Source organism: Streptomyces tatrensis, assembly GCF_049310065.1.
Taxonomy (GTDB): domain Bacteria; phylum Actinomycetota; class Actinomycetes; order Streptomycetales; family Streptomycetaceae; genus Streptomyces.
The window spans coordinates 85868-107151 of the sequence record NZ_JBMDLB010000005.1 but is presented as its reverse complement, the minus strand read 5'-3'; the positions used below and the strand labels follow the sequence as shown (position 1 = coordinate 107151).

General features: G+C 67.3%; 20 protein-coding genes and 1 pseudogene. 12 read left to right on the top strand and 9 right to left on the bottom strand.

Going from position 1 to position 21284, the window contains the following annotated elements; translation table 11 throughout:
* The first annotated feature begins 50 nt into the window (after positions 1 to 50).
* Positions 51 to 809 carry a hypothetical protein gene (locus ACODT5_RS02085; RefSeq protein ID WP_422517432.1) on the top strand — a complete coding sequence of 253 codons (759 nt, stop codon included), beginning with the start codon at positions 51 to 53 and terminating at the stop codon, positions 807 to 809.
* A gap of 179 nt (positions 810 to 988) precedes the next feature.
* On the opposite strand, the gene ACODT5_RS02080 is transcribed toward ACODT5_RS02085, so the two are convergent.
* Positions 989 to 1327, bottom strand: a complete 339-nt coding sequence (locus ACODT5_RS02080; protein ID WP_422517431.1) for a hypothetical protein — start codon at positions 1325 to 1327, stop codon at positions 989 to 991.
* Between the two features lie 173 nt (positions 1328 to 1500).
* Between ACODT5_RS02080 and ACODT5_RS02075 the strand changes: the two are divergent.
* From ACODT5_RS02075 to ACODT5_RS02055, 5 genes and pseudogenes are all read left to right on the top strand, one after another.
* A pseudogene (locus ACODT5_RS02075) lies at positions 1501 to 2112 on the top strand (IS6 family transposase); the annotation flags it as partial.
* Between the two features lie 65 nt (positions 2113 to 2177).
* Entirely contained in the window at positions 2178 to 3671 is a 1494-nt protein-coding gene (locus ACODT5_RS02070; protein WP_422517426.1) for an IS701 family transposase, read from the top strand.
* A gap of 149 nt (positions 3672 to 3820) precedes the next feature.
* Positions 3821 to 5353, top strand: coding sequence for an ISL3 family transposase (locus ACODT5_RS02065; protein ID WP_422517142.1), 1533 nt, complete (start codon positions 3821 to 3823; stop codon positions 5351 to 5353).
* A gap of 173 nt (positions 5354 to 5526) precedes the next feature.
* Complete coding sequence (locus ACODT5_RS02060; protein ID WP_422517430.1) at positions 5527 to 5937, top strand: hypothetical protein; 411 nt, start codon at positions 5527 to 5529, stop codon at positions 5935 to 5937.
* Entirely contained in the window at positions 5937 to 6080 is a 144-nt protein-coding gene (locus ACODT5_RS02055; protein WP_422517429.1) for a hypothetical protein, read from the top strand. The genes ACODT5_RS02060 and ACODT5_RS02055 overlap by 1 nt, the downstream gene beginning before the upstream one ends.
* Here ACODT5_RS02055 and ACODT5_RS02050 read toward each other — a convergent pair.
* Positions 6061 to 6834 (bottom strand): IS5 family transposase, encoded by a 774-nt coding sequence (locus tag ACODT5_RS02050; RefSeq protein WP_422517428.1) that lies wholly within the window; start codon positions 6832 to 6834, stop codon positions 6061 to 6063. The two genes, ACODT5_RS02055 and ACODT5_RS02050, sit on opposite strands and share 20 nt — an antisense overlap.
* Before the next feature lie 56 nt (positions 6835 to 6890).
* Positions 6891 to 7454 carry a hypothetical protein gene (locus ACODT5_RS02045; RefSeq protein WP_422517427.1) on the bottom strand — a complete coding sequence of 188 codons (564 nt, stop codon included), beginning with the start codon at positions 7452 to 7454 and terminating at the stop codon, positions 6891 to 6893.
* Between the two features lie 106 nt (positions 7455 to 7560).
* On the opposite strand from ACODT5_RS02045, the gene ACODT5_RS02040 reads away from it, so the two are divergent.
* Entirely contained in the window at positions 7561 to 9054 is a 1494-nt protein-coding gene (locus ACODT5_RS02040) for an IS701 family transposase (RefSeq protein ID WP_422517426.1), read from the top strand.
* Here the strand turns inward: ACODT5_RS02040 and ACODT5_RS02035 are convergent.
* Both ACODT5_RS02035 and ACODT5_RS02030 read right to left on the bottom strand, forming a co-directional pair.
* Positions 9028 to 10041 carry an IS4 family transposase gene (locus ACODT5_RS02035; RefSeq protein ID WP_422517625.1) on the bottom strand — a complete coding sequence of 338 codons (1014 nt, stop codon included), beginning with the start codon at positions 10039 to 10041 and terminating at the stop codon, positions 9028 to 9030. The two genes, ACODT5_RS02040 and ACODT5_RS02035, sit on opposite strands and share 27 nt — an antisense overlap.
* A 298-nt stretch (positions 10042 to 10339) precedes the next feature.
* The gene (locus ACODT5_RS02030) at positions 10340 to 11767 is read right to left on the bottom strand and encodes an IS1380 family transposase (RefSeq protein ID WP_422517425.1); all 1428 of its coding nucleotides are present in this window, start codon (positions 11765 to 11767) and stop codon (positions 10340 to 10342) included.
* 123 nt (positions 11768 to 11890) lie between these two features.
* Between ACODT5_RS02030 and ACODT5_RS02025 the strand changes: the two genes are divergently transcribed.
* A complete protein-coding gene (locus tag ACODT5_RS02025; RefSeq protein ID WP_422517424.1) occupies positions 11891 to 13255 on the top strand; it encodes an IS701 family transposase in 1365 nt (454 codons plus the stop codon).
* Positions 13256 to 13780: 525 nt separating this feature from the next.
* On the opposite strand, the gene ACODT5_RS02020 is transcribed toward ACODT5_RS02025, so the two are convergent.
* The 3 genes from ACODT5_RS02020 to ACODT5_RS02010 form a co-directional block, all read right to left on the bottom strand.
* The gene (locus ACODT5_RS02020; protein WP_422517423.1) at positions 13781 to 14443 is read right to left on the bottom strand and encodes a hypothetical protein; all 663 of its coding nucleotides are present in this window, start codon (positions 14441 to 14443) and stop codon (positions 13781 to 13783) included.
* Between the two features lie 860 nt (positions 14444 to 15303).
* Positions 15304 to 16257 carry a hypothetical protein gene (locus ACODT5_RS02015; RefSeq protein WP_422517422.1) on the bottom strand — a complete coding sequence of 318 codons (954 nt, stop codon included), beginning with the start codon at positions 16255 to 16257 and terminating at the stop codon, positions 15304 to 15306.
* A complete protein-coding gene (locus ACODT5_RS02010; protein ID WP_422517421.1) occupies positions 16254 to 16781 on the bottom strand; it encodes a hypothetical protein in 528 nt (175 codons plus the stop codon). Before ACODT5_RS02010 ends, ACODT5_RS02015 begins: the two co-directional genes overlap by 4 nt.
* A 316-nt stretch (positions 16782 to 17097) precedes the next feature.
* Between ACODT5_RS02010 and ACODT5_RS02005 the strand changes: the two genes are divergently transcribed.
* Positions 17098 to 17841, top strand: a complete 744-nt coding sequence (locus ACODT5_RS02005) for an IS6 family transposase (protein WP_422517420.1) — start codon at positions 17098 to 17100, stop codon at positions 17839 to 17841.
* Positions 17842 to 17928: 87 nt separating this feature from the next.
* Positions 17929 to 18372 (top strand): formyltransferase family protein, encoded by a 444-nt coding sequence (locus ACODT5_RS02000; RefSeq protein ID WP_422517624.1) that lies wholly within the window; start codon positions 17929 to 17931, stop codon positions 18370 to 18372.
* Between the two features lie 15 nt (positions 18373 to 18387).
* Here ACODT5_RS02000 and ACODT5_RS01995 read toward each other — a convergent pair whose 3' ends face one another.
* Positions 18388 to 18846, bottom strand: a complete 459-nt coding sequence (locus tag ACODT5_RS01995) for a GntR family transcriptional regulator (RefSeq protein ID WP_422517419.1) — start codon at positions 18844 to 18846, stop codon at positions 18388 to 18390.
* Positions 18847 to 19594: 748 nt separating this feature from the next.
* Between ACODT5_RS01995 and ACODT5_RS01990 the strand changes: the two genes are divergently transcribed.
* A complete protein-coding gene (locus ACODT5_RS01990) occupies positions 19595 to 20464 on the top strand; it encodes a ParA family protein (RefSeq protein WP_422517418.1) in 870 nt (289 codons plus the stop codon).
* Positions 20457 to 21215: a hypothetical protein gene (locus ACODT5_RS01985; RefSeq protein WP_422517417.1), complete on the top strand. Its 759-nt coding sequence runs from the start codon at positions 20457 to 20459 to the stop codon at positions 21213 to 21215. The genes ACODT5_RS01990 and ACODT5_RS01985 overlap by 8 nt, the downstream gene beginning before the upstream one ends.
* Positions 21216 to 21284: the final 69 nt, after the last annotated feature.

The following is a 21284-nucleotide window of genomic DNA, read 5'->3' as shown; positions in this document are numbered from 1 at the left end:
CATTCGTAGGTGCCAACCAAAACGAACGACCCGAAGAAGAGCCCCCTGTGATGGAACGCTACGACACCGGCCATGCCCCTGACCCGTTTGCCTGCTCGATGGAGGCGGTGAAGTCGCTGACAGCACGGCTGTCGGCACCCGAGACCGCCGGACTGGACCATGCCGCGGTGGAACAACTCATCGAGACCGACGGCCGGGAGATCCTGCGCCGCTTCTTCCAGGATCACCTCGACCTACGCGCCCGGCACGAGGAACAGAACCCGCCACCGCGGGAGGTCGCCGGCGCGGACGGCGTGTTGCGCCCGTACCGTGAAACCGGACACGCACGCCGGCTGACCTGCCTGTTCGGCACGGTGACCGTGACGCGGTGCGCCTGGCGCAGCCGCGGCCTCACCAACGTGCACCCCGCTGACGCGGAGCTGTCGCTGCCGCGCGGCCGGCACAGCCACGGGATCAAACGCCTCGCGGTCCGCGAAGCGATCCGCTCCTCCTTCGACCAGGCCGTCGAGGCGATCGGCGACCGGTGCGGGAAGGTGCTGGGCAAGCGCCGGGCCGAGAGCCTGGTCGTCGAGGCCGCCGCCGACATCGACGTCTTCTACCGCGAGAAGATCGCATTGCCGTGCACGGCCGATACGGCGCTGGTCATCCAGGTCGACGGGAAGGGGGTGGTGATGCGGCCCGAGGCGCTGCGCGAGGCCACCCGCCGTGCTGCTGAGGCGAAGAAGCGGCAGGGGCGCCAAGTACTACAGCCGGAGATCTTGAGGGTCGGTGATCGGTGGGGTCGGCTGGTGGTCGGCCCAGGCCCGTAGGCGGCGGGGTAGGGGGTCACCGCGGCGTCGGTAGTGGCTGACGGTGGCGCGGGTTTGGTGGAGGCGGCGCCAGTACTCGCAGGTCAGGACGGTTTCGATGGAGTGGTGGGGGTTGAGGCGGGTGGTGGCGAGGCAGTGTCGGATGGTCTGGCGGGAGGGCCGCAGCAGCGGGCCGGGGATTAGCCGGTGGTCTCGCTCTCTCCGGCCGTCGGGTCTTTTCCCGGATCTTCCTCCTCGGGATCGGCGAGGGCGGCGTGCTGGACGGTGAGGAACGCGGTGGCGAGCATGCAAGCGGTGATGTGACGGTGCCAGGGCGTCCACTTACGTACCTGGTACTGGGCGAAGCCGACGAGCTGTTTGTTGATCTCGTTGTCCTCCTCGATCCGCCACCGCCCGCCGGCCCGGCTGATGATCTCGGTGAGCGTGGTGTCGTCGGGGGCGTGGATGAGGAAGTAGGCGATCTCCCGGTGGAGTTGTCCGTCCTTGCCGCGCCGGTTGGGGTGCAGGGATCGGCGCATCACCAGCCAGTGCACGAAGCCCTCGGACGGGGCCTCGTCCTTGACGGTGACCGCGAACGCGGTCCAGTCATAGAGGCGTTCACCCTTGGCACCCTCCCCGAGGGAACGGCGTTCCCACTGGTCACGGGTCTTGGCGGGCGTTGTCAGGTTGAGCGGGGGACCCTCCCTCCGGCATGATCATCAGGTTGATCGCCGCTGGGGAGGGGTCGTTCGTGGAGACATCGTCGTACCGGGGCTACCGCTATCCCGCGGACATCATCGGTCACTGCGTGTGGCTGTACCACCGGTTCACCCTGAGCCTGCGCGACATCGAGGAGCTGATGCTCGAGCGCGGGATCGAGGTCACCCACGAGACGATCCGGCAGTGGTCGATCACCTTCGGCCCCGAGTACGCCCGGGGGCTGCGGCACCGCCGCCCGGCCCCGGACGACAAGTGGCACCTGGACGAGGTCTTCATCAGGATCCGCGGCGAGCGCAAGTACCTGTGGCGGGCCGTCGACGCCGACGGCAACGTCCTGGACATCCTGGTCCAGTCCCGCCGGGATGCGGCTGCGGCCAGGCGGTTCTTCAAGAAGCTGCGCAAGAAGACCGCCTCGGTACCCCGGGTGGTGGTCACCGACAAGCTCCGCTCCTACGGGGCGGCCCTGCGCGAGACGATGCCCTCGGTCGAGCACCGCTCGCACAAGGGCTTGAACAACCGGGCCGAGAACTCCCACCAACCCACCCGCGAGCGAGAACGGTCAATGAAGTACTTCCGTTCCGCCGGAGCCGCGCAACGCTTCCTGGTACTACAGCGGCAGATCATGTGACTGCTGATCGGTTGTGTCGTTGAGCGGTCATGCTGGCTGTTGTGACAGAAGAACAACTCGGTGAGTGGGCCGAGGAGTTAGCGGTCTTCCTGGGTGGTCTCGGGCACTTGTTCGCGCGGCCGGAGCCGCGGGAGGTGTTCGCGGATCTGGTCGAGGGGCTGCTGTCGGACCTGCGCAGGAAGAACGCCTGGACGATGTCCGCACGCGCGGGCCACGTCACGCCGTCGCGGATCCAGAAGTTCCTCAACGCGGCCTCGTGGTCGGCGGACGCCCTGCTCGGCGAGCTGCGTGCCTACGTCGCCGAACACCTGGGCGACCCGGCCGCGACGCTCGTCCTGGACGACACGCAGGTGCAGAAGAAGGGGACCAGGTCGGTGGGGGTCGCCAGGCAGCACTGCGGGGTGACCGGCGACGTACGGAACTGCCAGGTCATGGTGATGCTGACCTACGCCGCCCCCGGCGGGCACACCTACATCGACCGCCGCCTGTACCTGCCCGCGGCCTGGACCGACGACCGGGCCCGCTGCCGTGAGGCCGGGGTACCCGACGCGGTCGCGTTCGCCACGAAGCCGCAGCTGGCGGTTCGCATGCTCGAACAGGCCCTGGCCGAGGGGGTGCTGTTCTCCTGGGTCGTGGCCGACTCCGGTTACGGCCGCGATGGCGGCCTGCGCGACTTCCTGCATCGCGAACGCCTGTCCTACGTGCTGGCGGTCCCGGTCACTCTGCCGCTGGCCGGCCCGCCCGGCAGCCCCGCCCCGGGCACCGCGAGGATCAAGCGCGCGGACCACCTGCTGCCCTACGCGAAGCGCCGTGACCAGTGGGAACGCCGCTCCTGCGGGGAGGGTTCCAAGGGTCTGCGCTACTACGACTGGACCTTGTTCGCGGTGACGGTCACCGGCCAGGAACCGGCCGACGGATTCGAACACCAGCTGCTGATCCGACGCTCCACCCACCAGAAGCAACTCGCCGGCGGACGGTTCGACTACGAGTACGCCTACTTCCTCGTCCACGCCCCCATGGGCACCCCGGCCGGTGCGGCGATCGGGCAGGCAGGCGTGAGATGGCAGATCGAGGAGGACAATGAGCAGGGAAAACAGCTCACCGGTCTGGACCAGTACCAGGTCCGCAAGTGGACCCCATGGCACCGCAGCATCACCTGCACGATGCTCGCCCACGCCTTCCTCACCGTCCAGAGTGCCCGGCACCCGAGCGATGCCCTCGAACTCCCAAGCGGCACAACGGACCTGGCCGCAGCCGCCCCCGCGCTCCCCGAGGTACCTGCGGTCCCGACCTCCCGCGCGCGCGAACCCGGCCCGATGATCCGGCTGACCCTCTCGGCCATCGCCGGACTCCTCGCCCTCACCGGCCTGGCCGTCCGCCACGACGACGCCGAGCTCCTGCGCCAGCACCACTGGCGAGTCGAGCACCAGACCGCAGCCGCCATCAGCCACTACCAGCGACGTGGCGACCCCCTGCCCGCACACCTTCGCCCAATCGAACCAACCCGATCACATCAGCAAGATCCGCCGCTGTAGTACTGGGCAACGACCCCGCCCCCGACCTTCTGAATGCTTACCAATGATCAGCACGCGGCGCTACCACCGATTACGGGACAGAGCCGATCTCGGCTCTGGCCCGTAGTCGGTGGTGACGCCGAGTAGCCATCCGCGATCATGATCTTGTGATGGATGTCAACTCCCTTATCGGGACGGTGTTTTCCGGCCTGTCGGCACTGGTCGTCGAGGACGTGAGGGACGACGGTGGCAAGGTGGTGGTCACGGCCCGCACGCGGGATGTGGCGGTGGCGTGTCCGGTGTGCCGGACGCCGACGGCGAGGGTGCACGGGTATCACCACCGGACGGTGTGGGACGTGCCGGTCGACGGCCGCCCGGTCGTCGTCCACCTGCGCGTACGAAGGCTGGTCTGTCCGGTTCTGGGCTGTTCCCGGCAGACCTTCCGTGAGCAGATTCCCGGAGTGCTGAAGCGTCATCAGCGCCGCACTGTGCGTCTCGCCGGGCAGATATCGCAGGTGGCGCGGGAGTTATGCGGCCGGGCGGCCGCACGCCTGGCCGCTCTGCTGGCCGTGCCCGTCTCCCGCAGCACCGCACTGCGCCATCTGCGGCGCCTGCCGCTGCCCAAGCAGGCGGTCCCGCGGGTGATCGGCGTGGACGATTTCGCCCTGCGCCGCCGCCATCGCTACGCCACGATCATCACGGATGCCGAGACCGGCAGACGCGTCGCGGTCCTGCCCGACCGCGAGATGGCCACCCTGGAGTCCTGGCTGCGCGAGCATCCCGGGGTCGAGGTCGTGTGCCGGGACGGCTCGGCCACCTACGCCCAGGCCGTCCGCCGCGCCCTGCCCGACGCGGTGCAGGTCAGCGACCGATGGCACCTCTGGCGCAACCTCTGCGACAAAGCCCAGCTCGAGGTCCGCGCGCATGCCGGATGCTGGGCCACCATCAACCCGCCCCGCCCCGGCGGAGTACGCGAACAGACCACCCGCGAACGCTGGAACAAGGTCCACGATCTCCTCGGCCAGGGCGTCGGCCTGCTCGACTGCTCCCGCCGCCTCGGCCTGGCCCTGAACACCATCAAACGCTACGCCCGCATGCCCGAGCCCCAGGCCCTGCGCATCGCCCCCACCTACCGGCCCACCCTCGTCGACCCCTACCGCGACCACCTGCGACGGCGCCGTGCTGAGGAACCGGCCGTCCCGGTCACCCACCTCCTCGAAGAGATCCGGGAGCTGGGCTACACGGGCAGCGCCAATCTGCTGGTCCGGTACCTCAACCAGGGCCGCGCCGAAGGCGACCGCCCCGTCACCACGGTGCGTCACGCCAGCCGCCTCCTGCTCACCGACCCCGAAAACCTGCGTCCGAAGGAAACGACCCTGGTGGAGAAGATCGCCGCGGCCTGCCCGGAGATGACTGCACTCGCCGATCTCGTCTGCGGCTTCGCCGCTTTACTGAAACCGGCCGAGGGCAACGACGTGAAACTCACCGAGTGGATCACGGCCGCCCGCGCCTTCGACCTGCCCCACCTGCGCAGTCTCACCAACGGCCTCGAAATCGACCGGTCCGCCGTGAACGCCGGCCTCACCCTGCCCTACCACAACGGCCGCACCGAAGGCGTCAACACCCGGACCAAAAGGATCATGAGGCAGATGCATGGGCGCGCCGGATTCGACCTTCTCCGCCACCGCATCCTCCTGCCCTGACGGACACCCACCGTCACCACCGACTACGGGCCAGAGCCTGATCTATGACACTCCCCCGCAGAGTGGCCGACCACTCTGCGGCACCATCGCGCGTCCGGCTCCCGCTGGGGTCTGACACGGCAGCTGTAGTTTGTGAGGCGTAGGACGGTTCCGAGTGCGTGCGGGAGGTCTCGATGGTGTCCGTGATGTCGTTGATGGCGGCGAAGGCCGAGGTGGCGCGGGGGAAGGCGACGGAGTGGCAGGTGCTGCTCGCGGAGGCTCAGGAGCAGGTTGATTACTGGTTGGCGGAGGCCGCGGCCGAGGAGGACGCGGTGCGGCGGGTGCGGCTGGCCCTTGAGGAGCGGCCGGAACTGACCGAGGTCGCGGCCTCCTTGAGTCCGGTGCTGACGGAGGTGGAGGAGGTGGCCGACGCGGTCGGGGCTTCCTTGCCGGTTGGGGCGGCGGAGCCCGCAGCGGCCGGGGAGCCGACTTCAGCGGTGGCGCGCGGGCCGGTCCCGGTGTGGGAGCCGGGCGTAGAGGAGGGGTGCTGCCGGAGATGTATCGGGCGGTGCTGGTGTTCGTGCGCGGGGCGAAGGGGCCGGTGATGGCCCGGCAGGTGGCCGAGGATCTGGGATGGGAGACGACGCCGGCGCGTCAGCAGCGGGCGCGGGATGTGTGTTCCCGGCTCGCGGCCAAGGGGTGGATCGTGAAGCGGGGCGACGGGAAGTTCACCAGGCTGCCCGGCTGACCTGTCGGGAGGGGGCGTCGGCGCGGCCGGCGAGGCGGCGGCTCATCCCGATGCCCACGGCGATCAGCACGAATGCCGCGTGGTGGTCCAGGCGGCGCTCGTAGTCGCGCACGCAGCGACGCCGCCGGGTGATCCACGCCAGCGTGCGTTCCACGATCCAGCGTTTGGGAATGACCTTGAAACCCCGACCTTTGCGGCGGCCGGGGTGGTCGGGGATCTCCAGGTCGAGACCGAGGTGCCGGCGGGTCCAGGGCACGAGTTCGCCGTCGTAGCCGTGGTCCGCCCAGACCTTGGTGACCTGCCTGAACAGCAGGGTGAGGCGGTGGAAGAGGGCCATCGCGGCGGTCCGGTCGTTCACATCGGCGGCGGTGACGGCCACCAGCAGGACCAGACCCAGGGTGTCGACGACGATGTGCCGCTTGCGCCCATTGATCTGCTTGCCGCCGTCGAAGCCCCGCGTTGAGGAACCCACCGTCTCGGCCCCTTTCACGGACTGCGCGTCGATGATCGCGGCCGTCGGCTGCTCGGACCGGCCCGCCCGGAGGCGGACCTTCTTGACCAGCGCGGCATGGATCTGGGCGAACACGTTCTGACGCACCCAGCGGCGGAAGAAGTCGAAGACCTTGCGCGGCGGCGGGAACGGCTCGGGCAGCGCGCGCCACTTGCCGCCGTTGTCGGCAAGATAGCGCAGCGCGTCGAGCATCCAATGCCACGAAGTTAAGGGCTTGCAGATCATTAACTCGCTCTCGAACACCCTGACTGAGCTGCGGTGTCAAGAACGGGAGCACGTAACTTATTGTTCTGCAAGCCCTAAGGACCAGTTGACGCTGTCAAGACCCCTGGAAGAGGGATCTTGTACGTACTCGGTGCCGTGCGGATGAGTCGGCCGTTGCGCGCCCAGTAGCAGAGCTGCGCGTTGAAGCCGCTGAGCACGCGTCCGCTGCTGGTGAGGCCAAGACCTCCTGCGATGTCGCGGGCGTGCATGGCCTGGTTGGAGTTCTCCGCCAAGATCCGGCAGACCTGCCCCCAGCGGCCGGAGGCGGCCCGGCCTGGGGCGTGCGCGGTGGGGAGAGCCGGTGGATGCACGGTGATCACGATGGCGGTGATCGGCCTGCTGCCGCGAGGTCGGTCATCGCGGTTCCAGATGTTGTAGCGGGACGTTCCGCACTTGACGATGCGAGCGGACAGTCGCATCCGGCGCTTGGACAACAACGCCCGCAGGACACGAGTCCCAATATGTCCTACGAGGTCGGGGCGTCCGCCCGGAGCTGTGGCTGCGGTCGTCCCGGCGACGCTGATGACCGTGTCGCGCGCGGCCTCCAGAGCCACGGTGAAGCCGGCCCGGTCGGGATCGCAACCGGGCATTGTCTCCACCGCGGTCACCATCATCGAGCGCAGGGCCTGGTAGATGACCAGTACTACAGCGGCAGATCATGTGACTGCTGATCGGTTGTGTCGTTGAGCGGTCATGCTGGCTGTTGTGACAGAAGAACAACTCGGTGAGTGGGCCGAGGAGTTAGCGGTCTTCCTGGGTGGTCTCGGGCACTTGTTCGCGCGGCCGGAGCCGCGGGAGGTGTTCGCGGATCTGGTCGAGGGGCTGCTGTCGGACCTGCGCAGGAAGAACGCCTGGACGATGTCCGCACGCGCGGGCCACGTCACGCCGTCGCGGATCCAGAAGTTCCTCAACGCGGCCTCGTGGTCGGCGGACGCCCTGCTCGGCGAGCTGCGTGCCTACGTCGCCGAACACCTGGGCGACCCGGCCGCGACGCTCGTCCTGGACGACACGCAGGTGCAGAAGAAGGGGACCAGGTCGGTGGGGGTCGCCAGGCAGCACTGCGGGGTGACCGGCGACGTACGGAACTGCCAGGTCATGGTGATGCTGACCTACGCCGCCCCCGGCGGGCACACCTACATCGACCGCCGCCTGTACCTGCCCGCGGCCTGGACCGACGACCGGGCCCGCTGCCGTGAGGCCGGGGTACCCGACGCGGTCGCGTTCGCCACGAAGCCGCAGCTGGCGGTTCGCATGCTCGAACAGGCCCTGGCCGAGGGGGTGCTGTTCTCCTGGGTCGTGGCCGACTCCGGTTACGGCCGCGATGGCGGCCTGCGCGACTTCCTGCATCGCGAACGCCTGTCCTACGTGCTGGCGGTCCCGGTCACTCTGCCGCTGGCCGGCCCGCCCGGCAGCCCCGCCCCGGGCACCGCGAGGATCAAGCGCGCGGACCACCTGCTGCCCTACGCGAAGCGCCGTGACCAGTGGGAACGCCGCTCCTGCGGGGAGGGTTCCAAGGGTCTGCGCTACTACGACTGGACCTTGTTCGCGGTGACGGTCACCGGCCAGGAACCGGCCGACGGATTCGAACACCAGCTGCTGATCCGACGCTCCACCCACCAGAAGCAACTCGCCGGCGGACGGTTCGACTACGAGTACGCCTACTTCCTCGTCCACGCCCCCATGGGCACCCCGGCCGGTGCGGCGATCGGGCAGGCAGGCGTGAGATGGCAGATCGAGGAGGACAATGAGCAGGGAAAACAGCTCACCGGTCTGGACCAGTACCAGGTCCGCAAGTGGACCCCATGGCACCGCAGCATCACCTGCACGATGCTCGCCCACGCCTTCCTCACCGTCCAGAGTGCCCGGCACCCGAGCGATGCCCTCGAACTCCCAAGCGGCACAACGGACCTGGCCGCAGCCGCCCCCGCGCTCCCCGAGGTACCTGCGGTCCCGACCTCCCGCGCGCGCGAACCCGGCCCGATGATCCGGCTGACCCTCTCGGCCATCGCCGGACTCCTCGCCCTCACCGGCCTGGCCGTCCGCCACGACGACGCCGAGCTCCTGCGCCAGCACCACTGGCGAGTCGAGCACCAGACCGCAGCCGCCATCAGCCACTACCAGCGACGTGGCGACCCCCTGCCCGCACACCTTCGCCCAATCGAACCAACCCGATCACATCAGCAAGATCCGCCGCTGTAGTACCAGGAGTCCCCACATCTCCTGGGTGAGGCCCACTGGGTCCTTCGACCGTAGAACGCGGCCCTTGAGCAGGGTATGACGTAGTGCCAGGTAGGCGGTCTCGATCTCCCAGCGCTCGTGGTAGAGACCGACCAGGCGGTCTGCTGGGTCGGTGCGGTGGTCGCTCAGCGTGGTGAGCAGGCGGTAGGTTCCGCCGAAGTCGTCGCCGTCGGCGGTACGGGAGCGGATCTCGGCCTCGATCACCCGCAGCCGAACGCCGCCGATCCGGGTGAGGTAAGAGCCGTCGGGCAGCAGCGCAAGCACCGGCGGGCGGCGGGTGCTGGTGGCGCGGATCAGGAACTGGGCCCCCTGAGCCGCGATGTCTGCGAGCAGCCTGTTGCTGTCGAAGGCGCGATCCGCCAGCAGGAGCATGTCCGAGGTCAAGTGGTTGACCAGGTCGTGTGCGTAGTCGGTTTCGCCCTTCGAAGCGGGGCCGAAGACGGCGGCGATCAGCCCGCGGGTTCCGGTTTCGCACAAGGTCATCAGCATCAGCCGGGGGTAACCGGAAGGGCCGTGGCGGCGCTCCGTACGGCCGAGCCAGGACCGGTTGCGCTCGTGGTCAGGGACGTTCAGACTCCCGCAGCCGTCGAAGGCGACCGTCCGCCAGAGGCGGTAGCGCACTCCGGGGGTGGACGGCTGGGCCAACGGGCCCGCCAGTACGTCGAACAGCCGCTGGAACGGGGCAACGCCGATCCTCCGTCGCAGATCGCGAAGGGCCTTCTCCGACGTCTGCGGCACCGCAGCGGTCAGTCCGGCCACGAGCTTGCCCCACACCAGCCCGGCGCCGAGGTGCTCGAACAGCCCGAGCGCGAGCACGAAGTACACCCCGACGCGTGAGGGGAGACGGCGTAGCCGACGCTCGCGAGTCCCGGTCTCGTCCAACACCGCATCCACCAGCTCGGTCGGGATGACCTGCGTCAATTCACCGACATGCCCAGGCGCGAACACATCATCGATTCCGTACGTGACAGGATGTGCCACTGGGCCTCTGTTCTCTCAGGAAGATCTTGGTCGATCCCCTGGATAGCAGAGGCCCGTCTCATCTGGCGCTCGTGCTTGACAAAGTCAACCTCGATCCGTCAGCGGTGATGCCGCTTCCGTGAGGTGATCGGTTCACCCCGGTTTGTGCCTGTGGTACGGGTTCGGGGTCGTCGCGTGACGCTGCGGCTGCGCCGGGGTTCCACGTCTCCCGGTGGCTCGGTGCGGGTCTCCTCCGTTCTGGTCGTTGTCGGGGTGGGGCCGGTCGTCAGGTGATGGCCGGGAGAGCGGTGATCCTGGTCCAGGCGGTGGTGAACGCGGTCGCCCATGGCCAGGTGGATTCGATGCGGAGCCAGCGGCGGCGGGCGTGTCGGGACAGTCGGGCGGGCAGGTGGTAGAGCCGGAAGCGCATGGTGTCCGGCTCGGCCTCGGCGAGATCGGACTCGTCGTGCAGGCCGAGCAGGCGGAGCCAGGCGTCGAGATCGGCCGCCAGGTTTGCGGTGATGATCCAACTCTGGTTCACGGTCCAGGACTTCGAGGGCAGGTTGTGCAGGCCCATCGCCTTGTTCGTGCGGACCCGGTCCTCGACCACGGCGTGGTGCCGGGCCACCGCGTCGAGCCATTGCACCTGGTGGGAGCCGGGGATCCGGGTCATCTTGCTGATGTTGGTGGCGGTGACGCTGTACTTCCAGCCGGTCTTCTTCTCGAAGGCGGTCAGGTCCCTCACGTGCCGGCCCGAGGGGCGGACCCTGCGGACGATCAGGCGCATGCCCTTGAGCCAGCCGGGCCGGGTGTTCAGCCCGGTCAGCTCCGCGACGAAGTAGCCCTCCTGGACACTGCCATCCTGCTTCAGTGAGGTCTCCCACGCGGTCTCGGGCAGCTTCGCGATGGCCTTCTCATCGGCTTCTGTGATGGTCCAGCCGGTGGTGAAACGGACCGTGCGGCGGCGGGTGTTCAACGCGGCGAGGTGTTCGTGCAGTTCATGGCTGGCGCCGGCCCCGTCGACGCGGACCAGGATCTTCGCAGTCGCCTGGCCCGGGATCTGGGCGAGTGCGCCGGACAGGACCCGCAAGTGATCGGCGACCGTGTTCGAGCCGGCGTTGCCCGGTCGCAGGAGCATCGCCAGGCACTCGCCGGTGTTCGCGCACCAGGCCGCCAGCGGATGGAAGCCGAAGCTCTTCTTCCAGGTCGCGGTGGCACCCTGCTTCTTCGACTCCGCCGTGATGATCGTGGCGTCCATGTCGATGACTACCCAGCGATGCAGCCGTTTCCCCGCGACGGTCAGCCAGGGGAATCCACCAGGCCGTAGTTCCAGCAGGGTCCAGACATGCCGGCGGACCCGGGCCCGGACGCGGGCGATGCCGTTCGCGGTGGCGGTGTCCATGGCGGCCAGGGCGCGGCGAGTGGTGGAGTCCGATACCGGCGGACCGAATATCCGCTGGTGGTGAGCTTGCAATTGCTCGGCCTCGGACAGGTTTCTCGCGCCGAGCACGATCGCGACGGCGAGCTGGACCACCACCGGCGCCCGCTCCCGCCACCCCGCACCCGTCCCCGACGGCAGCACACCGGACAACGCGTCGGTCAGGCCGACCCGGTCCGCCAGCTTCCGCAGCAGCACCGCACCGGCATGCCCGACCAGACCCCGCCCGTCGGCCCGTACGGCGAGCCGCTCATCCCACCCTGTAGTCTTCGCCACCAGAAAGGTGCCCCCGCTCTGCCACGGCAGCTGTAGTTCGTGAGGTGTAGGGCGTCGTCGCTGGTCAGCGTGGTGGGTGGGTGCCTGTGGGCATGGGTACGGCCACCGGCATTGTGATCGTTTGTGACGACGAATCAGAACGCGGTGGCCGCAGCGGCCACGGTAGTGCATGAGGTGTGGGCCGGTTCCTTTGAGGTCCTCATGGGCCGGCTGGCCGGGTGTTTCCCTCGCCGGGAGACCCGGATGACCTGCCGGAATGTGGTCGAGGGGCTGCTGGTGGTGAAGGAGTCGGCGAACTGCTGGTCGCTGGCCGAGGCGATCGGGCACGGTGGCCCGCACGTCCTGCAGCACTTCTTGTCCCGGGCCCGGTTCGACGACGCGGCGATACGCCGGTCTGCGGCGGCCTGGACGGTGGAGCAACTCGGCCCGGAGGATGTGATGTTGGTGGTGGACGAGACGGGTGATGAGAAGTCCTCCACCGACGCGGCCGGCGCGGCGAGGCAGTATTCCGGGGCGCTGGGCGGGATCGGTCTGTGCCAGGTCGCGGTACACCTGTCCTATGTGAGCGCGGAAGGGCACGCGCTGATCGACCACCGCCTGTATCTCGGTGAGGCATGGGCCGCTGACGAGGAGCGCCGCGATCTGGTCGGGGTGCCCGAGGAGACAGGGTTCGCCACCAAGCCGCAGCTGGCCGGCGACATGCTCGCCGCCGCGCACGCCGCGGGCATCCATACCGCCACGGTCGCCGCGGACGAGGTCTACGGCGGCCGGGAGTTGCGTACCCGGATCCGCTCTCTGGGCTACGGCTACGCGATGGCCGTGCCCACCAGCCACTGCGTCACCACGCCCGGCGGCGGAAAGGAGCAGGTCACCGCACTGCTGAAGCGGATACCGAAGCGGGCCTGGATGCGGATGAAGACCGGAAACGGCACCAAGGGCGAACGGCTCTACGACTGGGCGGTGATCGACGTGGCCGCCGACGACACACCACCCGGCCAGGAAGCCGGACACAGCCACGTCCTGATCCGGCGCCACCGCCGCAGCGGTACCCTCTCCTTCTACCGCACCTGGCACACCGCCCAGCAGCCGATATCCATGCTGGTCAGCGCGGTCTGCCGCCGCTGGCGCGTCGAAGAGGACTTCCAAGGAGCCAAGGGCCTGGCCCACCTCGACACCGGCCAGACCACCTCCTGGACCTCCTGGCACCGCTGGACCCTCATGTCGATGATCGCCTACGCGCTCCTCGCCATCGGCGCCCTCCATGAACGCCGGCGCACCGCGGGCAAGCCCGACGACGAAGACGACATGGTGCCCGTCAGCCCACGTGAACTCCTCACCCTGCTCCGGAGCTTCACCCTGCCCCGGCCCCGCCAGGACACCGACCCCGCACACGCACTCCAGTGGTCTCACCGGCGCCGCCAACACCAGCACCGCGCCGCCAACTACCACCGCCACTGGAACAACGTCACCGCAGCAGCCGTCACATGACAGGAACCTCACACGTCACGAACTACAGCTGCCGTGTCTGCGCTTCAGATTCGATCTAGACACTCGAATCCTTGCAGGTCAGGGCACCTTTTGCGTGATCAGTCCCGCCCACAGGGCAATTCCGCTGAATAGCCGAGGTCAACTGGTCCTTAACTTCGTGGCATTGGTCGAGCATCTGCCGGTGGCAGTACTCCGAGGGCGCCCACGACGGGACGTTGCCGAACCAGCACGGCAGACACGCACACGCACGAGTGGTGAAGTTGTCGGCGGGGCAGGCGAGTTGGTACAAACGCGGCACGGGGTCCTCCGGGGTGTTTCGTGGCAACGAAAAACTCTCCAGAGGGCCCCTCTCTTCATGCCTCTCGGACCCCAGAAACACGCACTCGAACCCCTGAGCCCATCATCACCAGGCACTCAGGCATGAAGATCACGAACTACGGCTGGAGTACTAAACAGTCACACCCAATGAGTTTCTGATCAATAAAGCACCAACAAACCGACTCGAACAAGTTGACAGACTCCGCCCTACTGGCTCCGATAGTTATTGTCACTCGTCTCGTCGAGCGCATGGGTCCTGAAGGTGTATTGACCACCGAGTCCCTGATATCTCCCATAGGCGTCATTGATCTTCGAATTGGTATTATATACCGTTCGCCTGTCCGGGCGGGTGTACATCTCATGTCCCGAGTTATCGTACTGGCTGTACTTCGTATTTTTTTGGGCGTTGTAGTGGAAAGTGTAAGTTTGATTCGGTTGCAGGGCTTCAGTCTGTCCGAGCTCGATATCCCTAGTTTCCCCGCGCCCGTCGTTGATGTAACGATCCATGTCGGGGCCAGCATTCTGAAGCAGCAGACGCTTGCCGGAAGGGGTGTCAACCCAGAAGTTAATTGTATTAAGGTACGGGGCGCCATTCTGACCTGGGCGCCTTTCGTTCCGTACGTTACCTTCCTCCCAGGCCGCAACCCTCAGAATCCATGACGTCTTGTTGTCCCTGGTTTTCCAGCAAATTTCACCAGACGCATATTCAGTATTCGACGGCGTGATGTATGGGGTGCTGCAGCCGAAAAGATGAGAGTTCTCGCGGGGGGGATCCATCTGGGCGTGTGCGGTTGTGGTGCAGGTGATCGCGAGAAGAGGTGATGCCAGTGCCATTGCGAGGACGACGACTGGCGGGTTCTTGATTCTCACGGTTTAATACCGTCCTGTCAGAGGATTCGGCGGGGCGGGGCAGGTTGGTGAGGCGTTCTTCCCTGTGGCAGTCAGGCGATCGAGTTGGGACTGTCACTATTGAACCGAAACTCTTGAGGTTCCTTTCCGCGTGGCCGTGACCTGCGGCGATGGTGGCGATGGAGCGGCAGACCAGGAGTTTCGATCAATAGGTCGGGGTGCTCACCGGCGCCCGCGCTGTTGTTCGACTCAGGCACCGGTCAGGGCGTGTGGTGTCGGGGAGGATTTTATCGGGAATGCACATGGTGATTTCAGTCGGTCTCTGGGCATTCGTGCCCTGCTGGCGGTGTTGCTGCCAGCTCACTGCTTACTCTGGTAGTGAGCACGGGACACCTTCAGGTGCGAGATGGATGTCCTGTCGACCAGATGGCCTTCCCTGTCGACGACGATGTGTGCGTCCTGCAGGTCTGGGCATGAGCAGCCGGAGTTCCAGTGCCCTCGTTGCCGTAATGCCAGGGCGCAAAGGCGCGCATGCGAACTGCACTCCAGGCTGCGCGAAGAATGTAGTCGTGGGGCAACCAGACCGGCGGCATCACAGTCCGGACGGACGGGGCCAGGTCCTGCCGGGGTTCCCTGTTTTACGCGAAGGTGAGTTCAGCCGTACTTTGGGCCCGGATGAGACAGGCGGCGCAAGGTAGAAGTGTGTGCCCGGGCGCGGCAGCTATTGATCCGAAACTCCTGGTCTGCCGCTCCATCGCCACCATCGCCGCAGGTCACGGCCACGCGGAAAGGAACCTCAAGAGTTTCGGTTCAATAGTGGAGGTTATCTGCGGCGCCCGGGAGGTAAGAACTGGTTCGGTCTGCTGGACCGCCTTGGATGTTTACTTCTTGGAGGCCTTCGGCGCCTGCTTCTTGGTGGGGTGGATGACCTGGCGGCCCTTGGGCTGGGCGCCGGCGGGGAGCTGGCCGACTTCGGTAGCCGAGCGGGTCGGGGCCGCGGCGTCGTTCTGGTTCTGGGGTCGCACCCGTCGACAGGTGTCGCCCGGCACGGTGAAGGTGTGCGCGATGAACGTGCTGGTGTTGACCGTAGAGGGGCCATCGACCGTGACGTTGCGGACGGTCGCTCCGTTTCCCGTGGTGAGCTTTCCGTTCACCCGCTGCATGGCGTGACTGGCCGAGAAGGAGGCCGCGTCTCCTGCTGCGAGAGTCAGCTCATACTTGGTTTCCTCGGTCTGTTCCCGCTGCCACTCGTGGAAGTAGTTCACCCCGAATCCGCCCGTGAAGACGGCCGATGCGCCCTGTGAACCGGATGCCGAACCGGCATTGCCCGACTGGCTGCTACCGGAGTTGGTGGAGGTGGGACCCTGTTCGAAGTTGGGTGTGGTGAAGCTACCTTCGCTGGAGGTGTTACTATTCGTGGCAGACTCAGCTGCAGAGGAGACATTCCCGGATGCCTCGGCTGAGCCAGTGATGTTACCGCCGAGGTTGTCGGTGCTGCGGGTCTTCAGCTCCAGCTTGCGCGTGATCTTAATTTCCTTGTTGGTACAGTTGATCACTGCATTGCCCATGGACCTCGCTGCGGTGTAAAACTGCTCGGTCTGGTCCGGATCGATCTGGAACGAGCAGTTGCTGCCGCTGGTCTTGCAGTAGTCGAGGATCGGGCGGACCGATGCCATCGGCTTACCACTGGCATCGAGCGCCTGCGCCTGCGGCATTTCTCTGACAGGGTGCGGTACGGCCAGTGCGCTGGAGGACGTGACCCCTAGGAGCACGCCCAGTGCCGCCGGTACCAGGATGAGGCCACGCCGTCGGGCGGGGATCGACAAAACCTTCACCGGACACTCTCCTTGCACAGAGCGGTGTACATATTCACGTTTTCGGGCTTTACCTCGGGCAGCGACGCCCCGAACTGCTCGCAGGTGGTGTTCACTACGGCCGTAGCGTTCTGATTCGGCTGCTGCCGGAAGTTCTGTAGGGTCGTCTGCTGGTTGCTCATGCTTGCAACCCGGTCGGGCGTACCAAGGTACCGGCCCGGGTCACCGAGCAGGCCCGTCAGGCAGTTGTCCGTCGGGGTCTCTCCTGCTGGCGGCAAGGCCGACGGCTTGCACTTTGTGGCCTGCTTGTTGTAGTCCGCGATCTTCTGATCAGCGGTAGGCCTCTCAGTCGCAGCTGTCTTCTTGTCCGTCAGCGCTTCCTGCTTATCTACGGCGGTAGCCCCGCAAGGCGGTGCCTCTCCGCTCGGGCAAGGATCCGCAGGCCGCGCGGCACCGGAGGCCAACACGGGATGAACACCGACAGCATGGGCAGCCGCGACTGGTGCAGCGGGCAACACTACGCCCGCAATGGCCAACGCGGGCATGGCTACACGCAGAACAGTCCCCCACAGGGACCGGGCCTCTGGCATGTTTTTCCTTCACTAAGAGTGCATGTGGACAACATCCACATATCGGCTGGAAGCAGACATAACGTACAATGGGCATTCCTGCGCAACAGAGCGCCACGCCGCCGCTGGTCTGGCCAGTGACACTCCCAGCGGTAGCCGTCGCGGTGTGCCAGTTGAGGCTGCAGAGGGCGTGCTGGAAGATCCGCCAGTTCCTGAGCTTGCCTCTGTCTGAGAGGTCGTTAAGTCCGTTTCTGGGGCGTTGTCAGGTTGAGCGGGGGACCCTCCCTCCGGCATGATCATCAGGTTGATCGCCGCTGGGGAGGGGTCGTTCGTGGAGACATCGTCGTACCGGGGCTACCGCTATCCCGCGGACATCATCGGTCACTGCGTGTGGCTGTACCACCGGTTCACCCTGAGCCTGCGCGACATCGAGGAGCTGATGCTCGAGCGCGGGATCGAGGTCACCCACGAGACGATCCGGCAGTGGTCGATCACCTTCGGCCCCGAGTACGCCCGGGGGCTGCGGCACCGCCGCCCGGCCCCGGACGACAAGTGGCACCTGGACGAGGTCTTCATCAGGATCCGCGGCGAGCGCAAGTACCTGTGGCGGGCCGTCGACGCCGACGGCAACGTCCTGGACATCCTGGTCCAGTCCCGCCGGGATGCGGCTGCGGCCAGGCGGTTCTTCAAGAAGCTGCGCAAGAAGACCGCCTCGGTACCCCGGGTGGTGGTCACCGACAAGCTCCGCTCCTACGGGGCGGCCCTGCGCGAGACGATGCCCTCGGTCGAGCACCGCTCGCACAAGGGCTTGAACAACCGGGCCGAGAACTCCCACCAACCCACCCGCGAGCGAGAACGGTCAATGAAGTACTTCCGTTCCGCCGGAGCCGCGCAACGCTTCCTGGGGGCATTCAGCTTCATCTCGCCCCACTTCCGGCCCCGCCGCCACCTGATGACAGCCCGTGACTACCGACAGGAGATGGCTCACCGCTTCACCGTCTGGAACACGGTCACCGGCGTGCCCACCATCGGCTGACTTCGGACGGGTATCGCCGGCTGACACGTCCTGATCCGGAACTGACCGTTCAACACCCCACCAAGTTGACGACGCCTCCACAACGGCCTGCTTCCCGCGCACCGCGGCATCCCGTCCGTCGCGGTCCTGTTCGCGCTGCTGCACGGCGACCCCGCGTACGGGGCCACGCTGCACGAGATCGACGCGGGTATCGACACCGGGCCCGTGCTCGCCGAGCGCCGTTTCACTATCGGGCCCGAGGATCGCTTCCACCAGGTCATGCTGCGCGGGATACGGGCCTGCCACGCGCTGTTTGAACAGACACTCCCCGCTGTTGCCGAGGGTGTACCACTGCTGCCCGTGCCACCGGACCCGGACCGTGCGGGGGACAGCTACTACGGGGCCGCCGCGCTGGCCCGGCTGGGGGAGTACCGGCACCGTCCCGGATACGCCCGTGCCACCGACCTGGGGGCGTTCGCCGTGCACACGCCGGAGGTGGCCAGGGCGGTACGGGCCCTGGCAGCCGGCGGCGACGCGCCGTGCGACGGGTGACCGCCGGTTCCCCCGTCAGGGCTCGTACGGTGCCCGGTGATGCGGAGCCACCCAGGTTGCGCCCCGCGCGATGTGCAGCAGGCCCTCCGAGACAAGCTCGCCGACGGCCCTGTTCACGGTGTGCACGCTCACCCCGTACTCGGCGGCCAGCCGCGCGCGCGGTGGGATCTGCGGACTGATCCGGCCGGAGCCGATCCGGCGCTGGAGGTCGGCGGCGACCCGGTGCCACAGCAGGCCGTCGCCGTGGGCCAGGACCACCGCGGGCATGCTGACGACCCGGCGGCGCGCGGCGCCCTGCCGGGTGTGCAGTGCCCGCCGGGCGAACTGCGCGGTGGTGAGGGAGACCCCGTAGAGGCGGGCGATCTCCCCGACAGTAGGGGCGGGGGCGCGCGACTGCTGGAGAGCGTCCGCGACGCTCTGGTAGCGGGGACCCGGTCCCGATCGTCGCCGCGCGCCGACTGCGGGGCCGCTCATCGGCCGGCCCCGTTGGTGCCGTTCTGCCGGCCGGGGGGCTCGTTGCACACTATTCGTCCTCCCAGAAATCGGGCGAGCTGATGGAATTCCCTTACAGGGTGATGCCAGTTTCGAGATCTTGGGAAGGGCCGTAGGTCCTGGATTCCTGAGTTGATACTGAATGGGCCCGGCGTATTCAGTCGCAGTGTCCTTTTTCGGACACTCGCGCCTTTCCTTCGGTATGGGCAGTTCGGGCCATTGGTGGACCGCTCTGGCCGCATGACGACAGTCCGGAGGCGCACGGGGTGACCGGACGGCGGAGCGCACGGACCTGCGGCACATGAAAGGCAGCAGGTCCGGCATGTGTGCCGGGAGGAAAGAATTCGCCGAGGGTCTAAGTTCCCGTAGAGGACGGTACTTTGGTCCCGGAGTCCTGCGTGCTACCGGGTCCGCCGCCGATCCGCAAGGGCCAGACGCCTCTTACTGGCCCGGCGGGGCGAATATCGTGAATATGGCCAATGTTTGCCCGGGTCGTACTGCGAATTAACGAGAAGGCCCCCTGCCGCCGGAGAAGGTGAGCGGCTGCTGTTATGGTCCTTCTATTATTCCCGTGACACTGGAAGATCACGAACCCATTCGTAGCGAACGAGGCGCGGAACATGCGTGATCCCAGAGAGCGGACAGGAAATGTGGCGCCGCCTCGGTCTCGTGACAAGGGTGCGAAGCAGCGCGCCGCCGACCACAGAGGGCGTTTGTGAAGATCATCTCCGTGGCGACGCAGAAGGGCGGCGTCGGCAAGACGAGCTCGACCGTCAACCTGGGCGCGGGCTTGGCCCTGGCCGGGCAACGGGTCCTCGTCGTCGATCTCGATCCACAGGCTCAGGCGGGCACGGCGCTCGGTCTGAACCTCTCTAGCGAGGACCAGCTCGCCCGCTCGCTGGGCTGGGTCATCCAGGGCCGGCTCCAGGGTATGCGCATGGACCTGCCCGCCATCTGGTTCGACCGCAGCGAACTGCTCGCCGACTTCGAGGGGGCCGGTTCGCTGCACCTGCTGGCCTGCGAGGAGTCCACGATGACGGCGGCCCAGGATCTGATCCATAAGAAGGGGTACCAGGCGACCCCCGTGCTGCGGCGGATGCTCCTGGAGGTCGCCTCCGAATTCGACTTCGTGGTGATCGACACCCCACCCGCCGTGACGTCGATGTCGGCCACCGCGCTGGCCGCCGCCGACTACGTGCTCACCGTGTGCGTGCCCGAGTACCCGGCGCTCAAGGGGGCGGCGGCCACCCGCGGCACCGTGCGCTACGTGAAGGACCGCACCGGAGGCGAGTGTGACCCCCAGTACCTCGGAGCGATCATCAACCGGTCGAATCCGCCGTCGAAGTGGAAGATGCAGGAGGTCAACATCCGTAACGGCATGCTCGACACCGACCTGGCTCCCTTTCGGACGGACATCCGCGTGGACAACCGCATCAGCGACTCGTTCGCCTTCGGTGTTCCCGCCGTTGTCCGCTATGCCAGCCACACGCCCGGCAAGATGTACGGCGAGCTGATGGTCCAGATCCTCCGCAGGATGGGGCAGTCCCCGCACGAGTGGGAGACGCCGCATCGCATCGAGGGCGATGTGCCCCATGTCTGAGACGCCGCCTCCCGGCCGGGAGGCTCGGGGCAAGCGGCGCCCCCCGGCCTACTTCCGGATCCAGGGCAGCTCCCTGGTCAAGGACTTGCTGGCCGGGGCGGACGCGGTGGCCGGACGCTCGTTCCTGGGCTCCGGCGAACACGCCCCCGTCCCGTCCCCGACCGGAGAACAGGTCCGGGCCGCGGCGCCGGCCCCGGAGCGCGAGCCCGCGGGTGCGGCGGCCGCCGCACCCGCGTTGGCCGCTGTGCCGTTCGTACCGGGTGACGCGGAGCTCGGTGCACCGGTCGCCGGGCCGACCGGGCCGTGGGCGCACGGCGCCGTGCACACGAGTTACGCCGATGCCAAACTCCGCTCCTCCCAGTGGCGCGCGCACGGTTTCCGCATCGCGCCCGAGGTACTCGGCCGGCTCAAGGCACGGGTCAATCGCGACCGACGCACCACCGGTAACCCGCACCTGGCCATCGGGCACTATGTGGACGCAGCCCTGCGACATATGCCGGGTGACGTCGGCGCGCTCATCGCCATGGCCGAGGAATTCGGCACCAGCCACCTCTGGGACCAGGAACGGACCCAGCCGTCCACATACCGGGTCGGTCGGCACACGTACGCGCTGGCCTCCGGACTAAAGATTCAGCTCCAGGAGGCGGACTTCGGGCGGCGTGGCACGCAGGTGGTCTCCGCCGGGATCGAAATCTTCCTTGACGCACTGGAAGCAGAAGGCCCGTTGCAGAGGCCCGTCGCGAGGGGCTGACCCGGGGAAGGGAGAGGCCTTGCGTGCGCCCCTTCCGTGATTTGCCCATGGCTGCAACGATGACTGCAA

Excerpts from the sequence above, each read along its gene's own strand:
- ACODT5_RS02005 (WP_422517420.1), top strand. The coding sequence starts at position 17,098 with ATGATCATCAGGTTGATCGCCGCTGGGGAGGGGTCGTTCGTGGAGACA.
- ACODT5_RS01985 (WP_422517417.1), top strand. The coding sequence starts at position 20,457 with ATGTCTGAGACGCCGCCTCCCGGCCGGGAGGCTCGGGGCAAGCGGCGC.
- ACODT5_RS02065 (WP_422517142.1), top strand. The coding sequence starts at position 3,821 with ATGGATGTCAACTCCCTTATCGGGACGGTGTTTTCCGGCCTGTCGGCA.
- ACODT5_RS02080 (WP_422517431.1), bottom strand. The coding sequence starts at position 1,327 with ATGCGCCGATCCCTGCACCCCAACCGGCGCGGCAAGGACGGACAACTC.
- ACODT5_RS02060 (WP_422517430.1), top strand. The coding sequence starts at position 5,527 with ATGGTGTCCGTGATGTCGTTGATGGCGGCGAAGGCCGAGGTGGCGCGG.
- ACODT5_RS02055 (WP_422517429.1), top strand. The coding sequence starts at position 5,937 with ATGGCCCGGCAGGTGGCCGAGGATCTGGGATGGGAGACGACGCCGGCG.
- ACODT5_RS02085 (WP_422517432.1), top strand. The coding sequence starts at position 51 with ATGGAACGCTACGACACCGGCCATGCCCCTGACCCGTTTGCCTGCTCG.
- ACODT5_RS02010 (WP_422517421.1), bottom strand. The coding sequence starts at position 16,781 with ATGCCCGCGTTGGCCATTGCGGGCGTAGTGTTGCCCGCTGCACCAGTC.
- ACODT5_RS01995 (WP_422517419.1), bottom strand. The coding sequence starts at position 18,846 with ATGAGCGGCCCCGCAGTCGGCGCGCGGCGACGATCGGGACCGGGTCCC.